The organism is Pseudoalteromonas sp. SCSIO 43201 (assembly GCF_023716725.1).
GTDB classification, from domain to species: Bacteria; Pseudomonadota; Gammaproteobacteria; order Enterobacterales; family Alteromonadaceae; genus Pseudoalteromonas; species Pseudoalteromonas peptidolytica.
Map to the genome: position 1 here is coordinate 2807912 of NZ_CP072683.1, position 14264 is coordinate 2822175.

General features: G+C 42.1%; 16 protein-coding genes. 10 read left to right on the forward strand and 6 right to left on the reverse strand.

Annotation, left to right across the window (positions count from 1 at the left end; translation table 11 throughout):
• Nucleotides 1-58: 58 nt before the first annotated feature.
• From J8Z24_RS12090 to J8Z24_RS12100, 3 genes are all read right to left on the reverse strand, one after another.
• Nucleotides 59-748 carry a transposase gene (locus J8Z24_RS12090; RefSeq protein ID WP_252094757.1) on the reverse strand — a complete coding sequence of 230 codons (690 nt, stop codon included), beginning with the start codon at nt 746-748 and terminating at the stop codon, nt 59-61.
• Nucleotides 749-1347: 599 nt separating this feature from the next.
• Nucleotides 1348-1521, reverse strand: coding sequence for a hypothetical protein (locus J8Z24_RS12095; protein WP_167508252.1), 174 nt, complete (start codon nt 1519-1521; stop codon nt 1348-1350).
• Between the two features lie 124 nt (nt 1522-1645).
• Nucleotides 1646-2110: a CreA family protein gene (locus J8Z24_RS12100; RefSeq protein ID WP_125254003.1), complete on the reverse strand. Its 465-nt coding sequence runs from the start codon at nt 2108-2110 to the stop codon at nt 1646-1648.
• Nucleotides 2111-2449: 339 nt separating this feature from the next.
• Here J8Z24_RS12100 and J8Z24_RS12105 point away from each other — a divergent pair, with 339 nt between their 5' ends.
• From J8Z24_RS12105 to J8Z24_RS12115, 3 genes are read left to right on the forward strand one after another with little or no spacing between them, the layout of a single operon-like run.
• Nucleotides 2450-4897 (forward strand): TonB-dependent receptor, encoded by a 2448-nt coding sequence (locus J8Z24_RS12105; protein ID WP_252094758.1) that lies wholly within the window; start codon nt 2450-2452, stop codon nt 4895-4897.
• A 54-nt stretch (nt 4898-4951) separates the two neighbouring features.
• Nucleotides 4952-6436, forward strand: a complete 1485-nt coding sequence (locus J8Z24_RS12110) for a tetratricopeptide repeat-containing sulfotransferase family protein (RefSeq protein ID WP_252094759.1) — start codon at nt 4952-4954, stop codon at nt 6434-6436.
• A gap of 46 nt (nt 6437-6482) precedes the next feature.
• Complete coding sequence (locus J8Z24_RS12115) at nt 6483-7559, forward strand: hypothetical protein (protein ID WP_252094760.1); 1077 nt, start codon at nt 6483-6485, stop codon at nt 7557-7559.
• Between the two features lie 3 nt (nt 7560-7562).
• Here J8Z24_RS12115 and J8Z24_RS12120 read toward each other — a convergent pair whose 3' ends face one another.
• Nucleotides 7563-8144 carry a YqaA family protein gene (locus J8Z24_RS12120; RefSeq protein WP_252094761.1) on the reverse strand — a complete coding sequence of 194 codons (582 nt, stop codon included), beginning with the start codon at nt 8142-8144 and terminating at the stop codon, nt 7563-7565.
• 161 nt (nt 8145-8305) lie between these two features.
• Between J8Z24_RS12120 and J8Z24_RS12125 the strand changes: the two genes are divergently transcribed.
• A complete protein-coding gene (locus J8Z24_RS12125; protein ID WP_128732213.1) occupies nt 8306-8893 on the forward strand; it encodes an acyl carrier protein phosphodiesterase in 588 nt (195 codons plus the stop codon).
• A 13-nt stretch (nt 8894-8906) separates the two neighbouring features.
• On the opposite strand, the gene J8Z24_RS12130 is transcribed toward J8Z24_RS12125, so the two are convergent.
• A complete protein-coding gene (locus J8Z24_RS12130; RefSeq protein ID WP_252094762.1) occupies nt 8907-9284 on the reverse strand; it encodes an MmcQ/YjbR family DNA-binding protein in 378 nt (125 codons plus the stop codon).
• Between the two features lie 178 nt (nt 9285-9462).
• Between J8Z24_RS12130 and J8Z24_RS12135 the strand changes: the two genes are divergently transcribed.
• The 5 genes from J8Z24_RS12135 to J8Z24_RS12155 all read left to right on the forward strand — a co-directional run bounded on the left by J8Z24_RS12135 (nt 9463) and on the right by J8Z24_RS12155 (nt 12566).
• The gene (locus J8Z24_RS12135; protein WP_125254010.1) at nt 9463-9780 is read left to right on the forward strand and encodes a hypothetical protein; all 318 of its coding nucleotides are present in this window, start codon (nt 9463-9465) and stop codon (nt 9778-9780) included.
• A gap of 28 nt (nt 9781-9808) precedes the next feature.
• Nucleotides 9809-10543 carry a helix-turn-helix transcriptional regulator gene (locus J8Z24_RS12140; protein ID WP_176032834.1) on the forward strand — a complete coding sequence of 245 codons (735 nt, stop codon included), beginning with the start codon at nt 9809-9811 and terminating at the stop codon, nt 10541-10543.
• A gap of 117 nt (nt 10544-10660) precedes the next feature.
• Nucleotides 10661-11215 carry a hypothetical protein gene (locus J8Z24_RS12145; protein ID WP_252094763.1) on the forward strand — a complete coding sequence of 185 codons (555 nt, stop codon included), beginning with the start codon at nt 10661-10663 and terminating at the stop codon, nt 11213-11215.
• Nucleotides 11216-11549: 334 nt separating this feature from the next.
• Nucleotides 11550-12299 (forward strand): hypothetical protein, encoded by a 750-nt coding sequence (locus J8Z24_RS12150; protein WP_252094764.1) that lies wholly within the window; start codon nt 11550-11552, stop codon nt 12297-12299.
• A gap of 108 nt (nt 12300-12407) precedes the next feature.
• Nucleotides 12408-12566: a hypothetical protein gene (locus tag J8Z24_RS12155; protein ID WP_167508253.1), complete on the forward strand. Its 159-nt coding sequence runs from the start codon at nt 12408-12410 to the stop codon at nt 12564-12566.
• A 162-nt stretch (nt 12567-12728) separates the two neighbouring features.
• Here the strand turns inward: J8Z24_RS12155 and J8Z24_RS12160 are convergent, their stop codons facing one another.
• Nucleotides 12729-12911, reverse strand: a complete 183-nt coding sequence (locus tag J8Z24_RS12160) for an alternative ribosome-rescue factor A (protein ID WP_176032831.1) — start codon at nt 12909-12911, stop codon at nt 12729-12731.
• Between the two features lie 243 nt (nt 12912-13154).
• On the opposite strand from J8Z24_RS12160, the gene J8Z24_RS12165 reads away from it, so the two are divergent.
• Entirely contained in the window at nt 13155-14084 is a 930-nt protein-coding gene (locus tag J8Z24_RS12165) for an alpha/beta fold hydrolase (RefSeq protein ID WP_252094765.1), read from the forward strand.
• Nucleotides 14085-14264: the final 180 nt, after the last annotated feature.

Below are 14264 nucleotides of genomic sequence, written 5' to 3' on the forward strand. Positions count from 1 at the left end.
CCCTTGTTACAGCTAAGGCACCTACATCAAGGTGAACAAATGCTACTCTTGAAATGACTTATACTTCAAGCAATCCCACTTTTGACGTTACGCCTGCTTTTTCACAATTTACATCTGTTATAACGCCTAGCACTCTTTTCGAAGATTTATCGAAGATAAAGCATGGATGCTCGTTCTTCTCTAACCGTAAGCTAATGGTTATACTCAAACTTTTAGGTAACGCCTGAGCTATTGCATCCTTTGAGGCCTCAGTAAAGAGCACATTTTCCGACGTAAATTGATAAAACTGTAGAAATGACAATGCACAGTGCTCACCTTGCTTGAGATCTTGCCGGTATTCGTATTGATAAAGCTTACTGCCGCAACCTGGACCAAAATAGTTGGTCGTCAACGCAGAAAAGTTGTAATCCCTCAGTGGTGGGTTAAAACCTCGTGCTTTCCCTCGCTTGAGGGTCGGGTGCCAGATCTGAGCATAGACACCAAAAAATGGCTGCTGCTGTTCATAAAGTACATATAAATCATCGTTATCTAACAGCCCTCTTGGGTGGTGCGTGTACTTATTACCACCTGCAACTTGCGCCGCTAAAAACTGTTTATTTTGTGAGAGCCTGTAAAGCATTTCTGCCAGCAACCTTAGCGTGCCTTCATCTATACAATCAGGCCCCGTATACAAACTAGAGACACAATTAATAAAATCAGCAAAGCTAATTGCCCCATGACTATAAAAGTTATCAAATTGGCGTGCCATATATCTTCCTTGTTATTGCTGTTTTAGTCAGACAAGCACAAAGCAAGTCAGCTAAAATTCGTGTTCTTAGAGCAGCAACCTGCAAGTATCCAATCGCAAGCTGCGCCGTTTCCTTATACCAATTTGCTAAATTAACCTGAGCTGCGGATAATTAAATAGCCTATTTTGAGGCAAGCACATTTTATCGGTAACTCCGCCTCCTACTATCGTCACGGTACCTATATCCATGAAGGTAGTATAGGAGCTTTTAATACCATTAGCGTCATATTTGCCACTTCAGATTAAGCCAATATTTAAACAAATTGATATGAGTCCTCAATTAAAGCTAATGCAGACTGAGTATAACGCAATAAATTAATTACAATTTTGACCGCAGGCGAATAAAGACTATTAATGAGATGAATAAAACGGGGGGATTTAGAGTATACACGTTATACACAACGCAAGTCGGTCATGAGTATATGTCATAAATACGTTAGATAAATTTATGCTTTCATAACAACCCAGAAAAGGAACTAGTCCATTACTATACTAACTCTACCTTTTTCATTGTTTTAAGTTTTACTAATCAATAAAACAAAATAAATCAAGGCGCAAGTTTATTGAGATTTAGATTCTGAAATAACCTTATCTTGCGCAAAGATCTCAACCTCAGTTTCGTGGGAAGAGATACTATGCGCATCCGTTGTTAACGTCAGAATAATAAATAGCACGGTCATCACAGCAAACGCAGTATTGACTGTTTTACCAAAAAAGCGTGTTTTGAGCATCACGATTTCTCCTAAAATTATCATTATTAAGCTTAGTCGAAATCGTGAGTAAAAAGGTTTAATTCAAACAAAAATAATGTACGAAAGAATTACCAAGGTGTATGAGTTTACCCTGAGCAAACGTGAGTTAATCGGCTTTGGCATTTCGATAAGCCTGCGTACCCCATAATGGCACTGTCGACAGGCTGTGCTTAAAGCTGCCTGAGGTTTCCTTTGTGGTGTAAGCCAAATACATCAAGGTTTGATTTTTCGCGTCAAAAATTCTTCTCACTTTCATGGATTTAAAAAACACACTTTTTGACTTTTTAAATACCACTTCGCCAGAGTCACTCTTGTCTATATTCGCCAGCATTGCAGGTGTTATTTCGCTCGTTTGACGACAAGAGATAGAACTATCACTTGGGTCTGAAAAACTCAGATCATCTTCAACACTCGCTACATGACAAGTCACGCCTGTAACAACAGGGTCAACCATAGAGTCCAGCTTTATATCTTTAAGCGTAAACAGACCGAGTGATACATCTCCAACTTCACTGTCAGAGCAACCAAGTAATGTACAAGATGCCAACAATGCAAACATCAGCTTTTTCATTATTTTTCCTTAGGGTATTTGACGTACAAAAGAAGCATACGGAGTTAATACTCTAAGCTATTTGAAAATTTTCGCAAATCGATACAACCAAAAAAGAAATAACCATTCAAAAAATCAAAATAATTATTCACAATATAAGAATAAGCATGTTAGCATGCGATGCAGTTTCAGGGTGGATAAATTACCTAAAAAATACACAAAGTATGATTAGCTAACTTGCCACCAGTTGTATGAAATTCTCTCTAAGCTCGGGACAAAAATGCACTATTTGCATAGTTACCCATCTCTAAAGATTGAAATTTCGTCACGTTTAATTCTTAATTTGAGGTTTCACCATTCATGAGTAAGCTCCATCCAAGCTTAGTCGCACTAGCTGTTAGTTCGAGTTTTTTTGTTGTGAATCAATCACACGCTGAAGAGCGCAAGATTCAAGAAAAGTCAATTGAACGAATTCAAGTGACTGCCACTCGACGTGCTGGCACAGTTCAAGAAGCACCATTAAATATTACTGCTGTAGACAGCGATGTGATGAGCGACCAAAATATTGGTGACCTTGAAGATGTAGCAAGGTGGGTTCCTGGTCTTACAATGACAGAACAAGGAGGCCGTGAGGGTTCACCTATTATTGTCCGAGGTTTGAATACTAATTCATCAGAGCGAGCCTCTGACTCGGGTACCGTAGCGACTTACCTTGGCGAAATCCCGATTAATGTCGATTTGCGACTCACTGACATTGAGCGTGTTGAAGTTTTGATTGGTCCGCAAGGCACGCTTTACGGTGCAGGCACACTTGGCGGTGCAATTAGAACCATGCTAAAAGCACCTGTGCTTGATATCATTGAGGGCAAGCTCAGTGGCGACGTATTCAGTATCAACGAAAGTGACAGTAACGGTCATGAAATCGGTGCTGTATTCAATATGCCGTTAGTAATAGATGAGTTAGCTGTTCGCGCTAGCATTAACCGCTATCATAACCCCGGCTTTATGGATTATAGCTATGTGGTTAAACAACCTGGCGTTTCAAACCCAGACCCCGACTGGTCCAATGCTGAGGATGTTAAAGCGAATATCAACGCAGTGGCGGATGCAAATGACGAAACCATCACCACTACGCGTGTTTCTCTACGTTGGTTGGTGAACGAAAATATCGATACCACACTGAACTATTTCCATCAAAAACAAGCAAATGGTGCTAACTCGATTTCACAGTACCAAAGCCTTGGCGCACAACACCCGCTTGCCGACTCTATCAAACCATACGAGTCAGCCTATCGTGTGCTTGAACCTAACGAACAAGAAGATGACCTACTTAGCCTTGAAATCAACGCCGATTTGGAGTTTGCAGATTTAGTTTCGGCATCCGGTTGGTCAAGCAAAGAACAGCAAGGCCAACGAGATCAAACCGATCTCCTTTATGATATTTGGCCAGGCTACGCGGACTTTCCTAGTTTTACCGCTTTGACTAAAGACACTACAGATCAAGACACGTTTACCCAAGAGATCCGTTTAGTCTCTAAAGGGGATGACGCCCTAAATTGGATTGCAGGGGTATATTACAGCAAACAGGAAATTAGCTCAGATGATAGAGAGTACACGCCGGGGCTCACGGAGTTTTGGGGCGACGAAATCAACAATATTGAGCAAGATCTTGAGTATATCGCTCTGACTAATGCCACCAGCAAAGAGTCAGCATTGTTTGGCGAAGTTGGCTACGCATTTTCAGAGGATTTTAATATCACTGTGGGCGCGCGTTTCTATCGCTATGACGTTAACACTAAATCAGCGGCTGAAACCCCGCTCTATTCTGGTGGTCTGCCAAGTCTTGAGCAAATTTCGTTTGAACAAGTCAGTGCCAAAGACAATGGTAGCTTGTTTAAGTTTAATGCCAATTACACTTGGCAAGACGGACTACTGACGTACTTTACTGTCAGTGAAGGGTTTAGGTTAGGCGGTGGTAACGGTTTGGAGTCGTGCCCAGAAACATTGCCTGAGCAACAGATCATCTGTGCACTGCCGCATGAACTTAGCTATAGACCAGACACCACCACTAACTATGAGCTGGGGTTAAAGTCTACATGGCTGAATAATAAGCTGCATTTTAATGCCGCATTATTCAGTGTTGATTGGGAAGATGCGCAGATCTCATCTGTGACGGTAAACGGCCAAGAAATCATAACCTCCAATGCAGGCTCTGCGAACTCGACTGGTATCGAGTTATCAACCCGCGCTATATTGAGCGACCATTGGACAGTTTACGCAACCTATTCTTATGCAAAAGCGCAGCTGACTGATGATGCACCAGCCCTGTTTGCGGTATTCAAAGAAGGTGACTACAGCGCTGAAGAAATCGCGCTTTACCAGCCATACTATGACGGTACAGATGGCGACCGCTTACCTGGCGCCCCAAAACAGCAGTTTTCATTCGGTTTAAGCTACGAACAGGAAGTGTTCGACGACAAAATGCTTAACGTGAATTATGGAGTAACCGCGCAGAGTGACGTATACACTAAAGTCGGGTTAAAGGCTGACGGAGAGGTACTGCCAGGATTTGCCTTATCTAACCTCAGTGTCAAGCTTTCAAGCGAGCAATGGGCCGTCACCTTGTATGTTGACAACTTGTTTGACAAATTTGCTTTCACCTCGGTAAGACGAGACAAATCTTGGGCTGGTGAAGCTAAATTTGCGGCATTAAACAAAGCTTTGCCTGAGCAGCAGCGAGTGTACGGGCACTATGTCACAGCACCTCGTACTATAGGCCTCAAGCTAGACTATCAGTTTGAGTTATAATCAGTAAAAACCAAGATAGAGAGTGAGGCCGCCTTCACTCTCTTGTATATTGCGATGACACCATACAATCAGATCCAAAGCTACATTCAACAGCGCCAATTTCAAGTAGCGCATCACGCATTAGTCGCTCGCATCAATACCAATGCCAATGACCACCAAGCGTACGCTTTATTAGCCGAGTTGAATATGACTCTTGGCAACCTCAATAAAGCGCAAAAAATTTACGATAAGTGCTTAAGTTTATTTCCCTGTGTCCTTTATTCTCTGAGCGCTGCCAAACTTGCGCTGTTTACACAATCACCATTAGCTGCAAAGCGCTATATACAGCATTTACTAGGCTGCACACAATTGTCGGGGTCAGAGCACGATACGCTTGCAAATATCTTACTGAGATTAAATCAATATACTGACGCTGGTTGGCATTTTAACCGTGCCTACACGCACGCACCGCACAGCCCTGAAATCGCGATAAACTATGCAATACACTTGAAAATGTCTGGTGAATTAGCTCAAGCGCGGACGCTGCTTGCCTCTTTAGTGCAAGCAAACTCAAGTAATGCAAAGTGCCAGTTAGCCTACTCAGAGCTTGCTCCTGTGGAATTAGCACCGACTCGCATCACTCAATTAGCTACTGAGATAACAGCGCAAACTACACCACTTGCATTACAGCGGCTTCACCATGCACTGGCACTCGAATACGAAAAGCAAGAAAATTATCCCAAGGCATGGCAAAGCTTTATTGCCAGTAAGCAAGCGATCAGTGCTGAGATTTCCTATTCACCTAAACAGATGACGGATTACTTTCAAGCACTTAGTAAACTTCTCGACAAACCTATTGAATTTGCACCAGAGCCGTCACTTGCACCAATATTTGTCGTTGGGCTGCCGCGCTCAGGCACCAGTCTGATGGAGCAAATTTTAGCGCAATTGCTGTTACAGCCACTGGGAGAGACCAGTATATTGCCTCAAGCACTTAGATTTTGTCATGATTATAACAGCAATATTCAACGCCTAAGCCGCGCCTATGAAGAGGCTAACGCCATTGAGCAATATCGTCTCTTTAGCGCGCAATCCGTTGATGGTGACAAACGTTTTATAGACAAACAGCCATTTCATTTTTTCTTTATCGATTTGCTTGCTAAGGCGTTTCCACGCGCAAAGTTTGTCGTGATGAAGCGAGACAGAACAGATACTTGTATCGCAAACTTCCGTCAACTCTATCAAACGAGCAGCCCCTTTCATGGCTACTCATACCGGATACAAGATATTCAAACTATGTATGATGATACTTATGCGTTTTTGCAAAAAGCCACACAAAAGCATCCGACTCAAATTAAATTTGTGAATTATGAATCGCTAGTAGAAGCGCCCCGATTGACTATGCAATCGCTTTGTCACTTTCTCGAATTGGATTGGCAAGACAATGCTCTTCACTTTTATAAGCGGGGTTATTACTCAGCAACAGCCAGCAAAATGCAGATCAGACAGCCATTAAATAACTCCAGTGTAGGCAAATATCGAAATACATACCCGATTTAGGAATATTGCTCCGTTACGGTGATGATGCTAACGTTAGGAAAAAGGAATGCAAAACAATAACGACATGAAGCAACTACTCCCTACCCTTTGTTTCGCAGCGCTCGTGGCTTGTACACCGGCCGAAATAACAAAAACCGAACACGCGCTTAACCATGCCCAACAACAAAGAGACATAGAAGCACAGGCAAATGCACTTAAAACGCTCAGTGGATACGATAGCACCACATGGCAAGCGATATACCAAGAAACACAACTGGCTTTTGCTTTGCTATTAGATGCAAAAACAGCTTATGAAAGCGCAGATATCGTTACGGCTCAAATAAAAGCGGCACAATCAAAAAGTATTAATAACTCACTACAAGCGGATAATTTACTGCGCGCATTATCTACAGATTACCCACTGACTGAATTGATCGATGTATTGGTGAAACTACACACACAAGCTAGCCAAGAAAAAATGACACTTCATGGTTTTTTTAACCAACCACCCAGTAAGTGGGACATTATTGAAGTTAATGAAAAACTCTCGCTGATCAACACGCATATTCAAGCAATCAAAAAGCAGATTGAGGCGATCCCAGAAGACAACAGGGACAAATTAGCTTACCAAACGGTGCTGGCAGAAGCGAGAGCTCAGGTGAATCTGTTGGGCAAACAGGAAAGTGTGCTGTTGCGCAACCTCCAACAACAATTGAGTAAGCGACATGCAGAGCAATTTGTACGGCTCCACCACACAGTGACAGAGCAGCTTAATAACTTTGAAGAACGAGTGGTAGCCTCGATGATCCGCCAAGATCAAAATAAGTTAATTGAGAAAATGCAGCACCAAAGCGAGCTGCTGTACAACATTGATCTCATGTTAAAGCAGACAGGCTCTGCAAGACATGCTGAGTTTGAACCTTTTTACCTTGCTTATATTCAACTGCTAAATAAGTCCAAAGATTACAGAGAGTATGCACAAAAGGGAAAAGCCGCGCTCACATTATTGAAACGTGCCGACGTTCCAAATAATTATTATCAGCAGTATAAAACGCTCGCATCAACCCCATTGACATTAAGCAATGATTTTTTGATGTTTGCGCGCTCACAACATGAGTCTAAATTTTTATATCGAAAGCATTAATGATTAACGGCTGGCTATCCACCAAGCCAACAGCACCATAGCCGTTGTAAAAACAACGGCTTTTATTTTATGCTTTTTAATTAGCTTTTCTGCCTGATCACCTGCAAAGTAAACGACCGCCGCCAAACCAAAATAGCGCAGTGAACGGGCAATACAAGTTGCAATTAGAAATTGTAAGAGTGAAAATTTAGTAGCACCTGCTGCTAACATGGCAATCTGAAACGGTATTGGTGCTATGCCTAAGGTCAGCACAAACCAAAATCCCTGACTTTGCATCTGCGCTTTCACTTGCTCAAATTGAGACTGACTCGACAGCAGCTCAATAACAGAATCCCCCACTACATCAAATAAATAATAACCCAACGCATAACCAAATAGGGCGCCAATCACACATCCAACTGTTGCCATTAGTGCAATTAGCCACAGCTTTTCTCGCCTTGCTTGCATCAGCGGCACCATCACTGCCTCGAGGGGAATGGGCACGATAGTTGACTCTAAAAAGGATGCAACGGTGATCCCGTTAAGCATATTTTTTGATTCGACCAGTCGCTTAGTCTTTTGCTTCAATTTAGCCTTAACTGCCATTATGCGCTCCCTGTTCACGGTGGAACCTGAAACTCAGATTATGTTATGACTCCAGCTTAATCTAACGTAGATTGCCCCTGACTGAATTAACCCCCTCTTATCTTCTTAAATCCGGCTCAATGAGTTACCCTGTTCACAGCAACATAACTGAGAAGGCTTCCATGAACTATTTGGCGCACTTGTACTTTGCAAAACCCACAGGCGCATCATGCTTTGGTAATCTACTTGGCGACTTTCAAAAAGGTGTTGATGTAAAGATGCTGCCAAACGCCGTGCAGCAAGGTCTGAAAACCCACATTCAAGTCGATAAGTTCACTGATAGTCATGCAATAACCAGAGCTGCGAAACAACTTTTTTCGCCATCACGCCGTCGCTTTGCAGGGATAGCCATAGACGTATTGTATGACCATTTTTTAATTAAGTATTGGGACAGCTTTCATACAACACCTCTACATCAATTCAAACGTAGCCGGTTCGCCTTACTCCAAGACAGTTTAGGTGCTATGCCAACCAACATGCAGCGCGTTGTAACGGCAATGACAACACATGACTGGTTTGCAACTTATGAGTCTGTTTCAGGTGTTGGTCTGGCGCTGGATAACATTGCAAGGCGCATTCGTTTTGCTAACCAATTTACAGGCAGCGAAGCTGACATAAACAAGCATTATCAAGAACTTGAAAGCGGGTTCAACACCTTCTTTCCACAGCTCATTGCACATATCAGTGATGTTCAGGGTGAACTGCACTGATAGCTAGCTATGTTCAACCCCATATATCTTTTTGCTGTTTTTTCGGCATTTTTTCGACCACAAGGTGAAATGAGTTATCCATCATCCGTTCAAGTTCTCCAGTTGGAATGGATCCATCAAGCACCACCGTGTTCCAAAGTTTTTTATTCATGTGGTAACCCGGTAACACCGCACTAAAAATATCTCGCAGCGCTTGTGCTTCATCAGGATCGCATTTGAGATTTACGCGCCAATGGCGATGCTCGTCATCTTCTTTACCCATTTTACCAAGCGCCAAAGTCGCAAACATTCTGTCCTTTACTTTATACACATCAACACCTTCACCAAAAGGCTGACTTACACTGGTACAAGGCTTGGCTAGTAAGTAATCATGTACTTGTTGATGATCCATTGTGCAACTCCTGTTTAATAGAACTTGACGACTCGATATAGTTTGAACCTAATCACTCATAGTGTATATCAGTACATGTTTGGTATCTTATCTATAATACTGTATATTTGAACACTACTGACACTCCCTGACACAGCCCCATGATTTACTGCTCTACGAACTTAATAGGAGACGTACTATGCAACAACATATCGTAGAGATCGTAAAATTTAAATTAGCTATTAGCGCAACAGAGCAGGATTTAATGCGTGTTAACACTGACTTTGCTCCATGGATTGAGCAACAGCCTGGGCTGCTATATCGGTCACTCAGTAAAGATGACCAAACCGATGAATATATCGATGTATTCTATTGGCAATCATTAGCACATGCGCAAGCAGTATCTGAACAATTCCCAACCACTGAAGTATGTAAGCGACTAATGCAGTATACAAACAGTGAAAGTGTCTCCATTAGTCGAAGCCATATCGTCACTCAAACTCAATGTAGTGGATAAGCACTACATCTTTTAAAAAGGAAAATTCGTGCATAAATCCGAACGCCTCTTCCAGCTAGTGAATTTGCTCAAGGGTCGGCGATTAGCTGTAACAGCCAAATCGTTAGCCGCTCACTTTAGCGTATCGGAGCGTACGATTTATCGCGATATTCAGGACTTACAAAGTTCTGGCGTGCCAATTGAAGGGGAAGCTGGTATCGGCTATGTCATTGCCGATTACCCGCTTCCTCCTATGATGTTTAGTTATGACGAATTAACAGCACTCTTGCTTGGCAGTAAAATGGTCAGTGCTTGGACGGATCCCGAACTAAGCGCCCATGCAAAATCAGCCATTTCCAAGATAGAAGCTGTACTACCTGCGCATCTTAAGCAACAACACGAACATTCTCCCTATTTGGTATCTAGCTTTAAACATGGGCCACAACAGCAATCGTTTAGTGCCAAGCTCAGAGCGGCCATCGAAACTCAGCGATGTGTAACCCTTGACTATAAAGATGCCTTACAGCAACACTCTCAGCGCGTTATCGAGCCACTTGGATTAGTCTATTGGGGTGGTAAGTGGACACTCATCGCATTTTGTCAATTACGCAGCGACTACCGCGAGTTTCGTTTGGATCGTATCACTGCGATAAATAAAAATGAGCTGACCTATGCTGTTAGCCCTGATAAAAACCTCAACCATTATGTTGAACTAGTTAAAGCCAAATACGCCGAAGAAATTGCACAGCACCAAGGCCAAGCACCCGATAAGAGTGGTCAATAACCCTAAGCTCACTGCCCGATTCATATTTTGTTACTAATACTTGCATATCTAAAATCAACCTTTTCAAACTGTACCACGACTAATTCTGTACATCAGACTTTTCCCTTTGAGGTGCTTATGAAAACCACAAAATCAATACTCATTATTTCGGTAACACTGGCGTTGAGTGCCTGCGTTGGCTACTCCAAAGCAAATCCAACTGAGGTGCAAACACAAGGCAACTATCAGCTTATCGCTTACCAAGACTGTACCCCAATAATCAAACACACCATGGACTCCGAGCAGGTTGGTGCATATAAAGCACTTAAAGCGGCAGAGCGTGATATGTCAGCTAAAGAGTTACCAATAAGAGATATTGAGGACAAGCTTGCACTGCTGAGCAAAGAAATAGAGGCCATTAGTATAGAAGCGATACGAGAAGACGACAGTCAACTTGTGATCAATAAAGCGTTATTGGCTAAACAAGAAGAAAAGGCCAAGCAGATTGAAGCAATAATTGAAAATCATAGCGACAGTTTTGATGCTATTGGTGACTATGCCGAAAAAATCGAAGCCGCAGCAAATCGTTTTGATAAGGCGCTAAAACCTATAATAGGCGACTTAACAGAGGTCAATATTAATATCATCGAACCTGGTGAAACCCCCAGTGTCCGTTGCCTCGTTTCAAGCTAAGTGAGCTGAACTAGCTGAATGGAGGAAACTATTCCTCCAACTGTATTTACATTGAAGTTAGCGGCAGATGTCCGGTTGACATTAGCTGATTTAATTTCTTTATGGACTTGCAATTTAACTTCTATGTTCTTTTGCAGTAAGTCTACACCTGCTGGACTCTTCGTTTTAAGTCGTAATCGCCATTGGAAAACAAAAACACCTTAATCATAATTTTGGTGCATATTTTGCTCTATATATTTGCTTGCAACGTGGAAGGAATCTCAATGCCTCACGCAAGCAATCCTAATTGTGGTAGAGAACTACCCATTCATTTTTTACTAAGGAGTAGAGCAAAATGAAAAAACTGTTAACCACCGGCGCTTTTATTATCACCAGCGCGCTTAGCGGTTTTGCACACGCCAACGACATCAACCCGCAACTACAAGCAAAGCTAGATGAAGCTAATTACTTATATGAGTCTGGCCGCTATCGAGAAGCGTTAGATATTGTTTATTGGCTTGATGAGAAAGGAGTAGCAATTGACCATGATTTTTATCCGGTACGTTTAGGCACACTTTTGCCGCTCTGGAAAAGATTATCCTCATCATATAATCCTGCCCGAACTAGTTACAATTCAAAGTTAAAAGTCACCATTTTTGATACGATCAATAACCCTCAAAATTGCACGAGTTATGACGACACACAAGTAATGCTCGACATCAATGGCAGCTATGATGAGTTTATTACTTTATTAGAAAACAAAGAAGTTGATTACCCGAGAGTGTGGCAGCGTTGTTGGGATCAAGCTAGTACGTTAGCAGCAGTGGAACATGCTTCGAAACCGCTAATCGAGTCATACTTAGTTGACTTATCTGATCACTTTGACTCTTATTTTGTGCCGTTAATTGATGGCTTATACTTACAATGCTCAGATTATGATGGTGATGAAGAAACAGAGTGTCAAGACGGTGTCAAAGACTATCTCTTAGGTATATCATTATCATACCAAAACGCGGCTATGATCCATTATGGGCTATCAGAAGCAGGGAGTATAGGTGGGTCGACCTTAAAGCTACTTTTAAAATGGCAAAACGTAGAACTTTAACTTCATAAACTAACGTGATGGCGCGGGGGACACCCTGCGCCGCAAGCTTCACATTCCAAGCCTTCAATACGTGCTTTACACTTGATTATGGCGATAACAGCCTATTTTATGGATTGCACTACTAATACGGGACAATTTTGGCTTGTGCTTAGTGGCTTGTTTGTCACTACAAGATATTGGTTCAGCTACGAGCACGTAGTAGTTGACGATGAGTTTGCTGCCCTGCGTCTATTTGACGACACACAACCTGTAGAAGCAAAAGCATAACAGCGGTAACAACTATACTATTCAACATTCTATCGTTTAGTCATGGGAGACAAAAGGTGGCAATTTGAGGTAGTGCCGGGCGGTATATGACCAACACCCAATATCAACAATTTAATCACACATGACATACAAATGTATCGGCAAAAAACCTTATCTTAAAGCTCAGGCTGCCTTAAGGTAAGGCTCTTGGCCTTTGTGTTTTGCGCTGCGTTGATAGCTGCCTTTTCCCTTTTTGCTCTTCTCGGTTTTTGCTCTGAACAAGGGGCTGGTTACCAACGCTTTTAGTGCATTATCTTTAATTTCACCACGCTGATGAGCATGTTGAACCTTACTTTTTTTAGTCATTATCCACTCCGAATAAATGTATAAATAGAAACGAAATTAATAAGCCTACTGTGGTCTAAATAAGCACGGTAGACACTGCACGGATAATAACCTAACGCAGTTAAAGCGCAATGCTTTGACAACAAATATTTTTAGCTGCTGATAGAAAAGTATAGCAGCTAGGTTAAGTAAAAATGGTATAACCGCAGTTGTCATGCCTATACTTAACTTTAGTGCAAAAGGCCACCCAATCTATTTGTGATAATGACCAATATTAAGATAGCAACCGGGGTTGAATTACATTACCAAGACGAAGGAGAGCGATGCGCACCTGTCATCATTCTTATCATGGGTCTTGGTGCACAAATGACTGTATGGCCAGATGAGTTGTACTTTGGACTTGTAAACAAAGGGTTTCGCGTGATCCGATTTGATAACAGAGACTGCGGTTTATCAAGCCATTTAGATAGCCTAGGCTCACCTAACGTGATCAGAACAATACTCAGTAAAAAATTTCCGATCCACGCTCATATTCCCTACACCTTAGACGATATGGCGTCAGATGTAATAGGACTCATGAAAAGTTTAAAGATAAAGCGCGCACATCTAGTTGGTGCGTCCATGGGGGGAATGATTGCGCAAATAGTTGCGGCCAAACACAGAAAAAAGGTAGTGAGCTTAACGTCTATTATGTCAACTTCGGCGTATCCTCAGTTTACTTTTTCTAACCTCAAAGTGATGTTACAGCTCGCCAAGGCAAGGCCTAAACCAAACTGCCGACAATCAGCTGTACAGTATAATATCAAGCTCAACAAACTGATTGGAAGCCCCGCCTACCCACAAGATGAAATGACACTTCACCAACTCGCAAAGCAAAATATTGAGCGCGCCCATAGCCCTGAAGGGTTTAAACGCCAACTCACAGCAGTAATAGCAGGCCGTTGTCGCCAACATGCTTTATCACAAATCAAAGCGCCAACACTTGTCATCCACGGTACGGATGATCCCATTTTCCCTATCACTGCAGGGTTACAAACTGCAACGCGTATCCGAAAATCAAAACTCAAATTAGTCAATGGCATGGGGCATGATTTTCCACCAGTTTTAATGCAAAAAATAGCAAAATGGATAGCAAAGCACGCTTTCAAGGCGGAACAAAAACGGTATAAAAAGAGTTTACATAAAGTGATCTAAGGTCTCGTGTGGGTATATCAAATTATTACGACTTTTCATGAGACATACTTTTTAGCTTAATTGCGAGTCCACATGCAAAATATACTTTCACCACACCGACTACCATTTAATGAAAATTCGCACGGGACAAGAGGTCAAAATTATAAATACTAGCTATGATTAACTTGGAGTAAGTGGCCA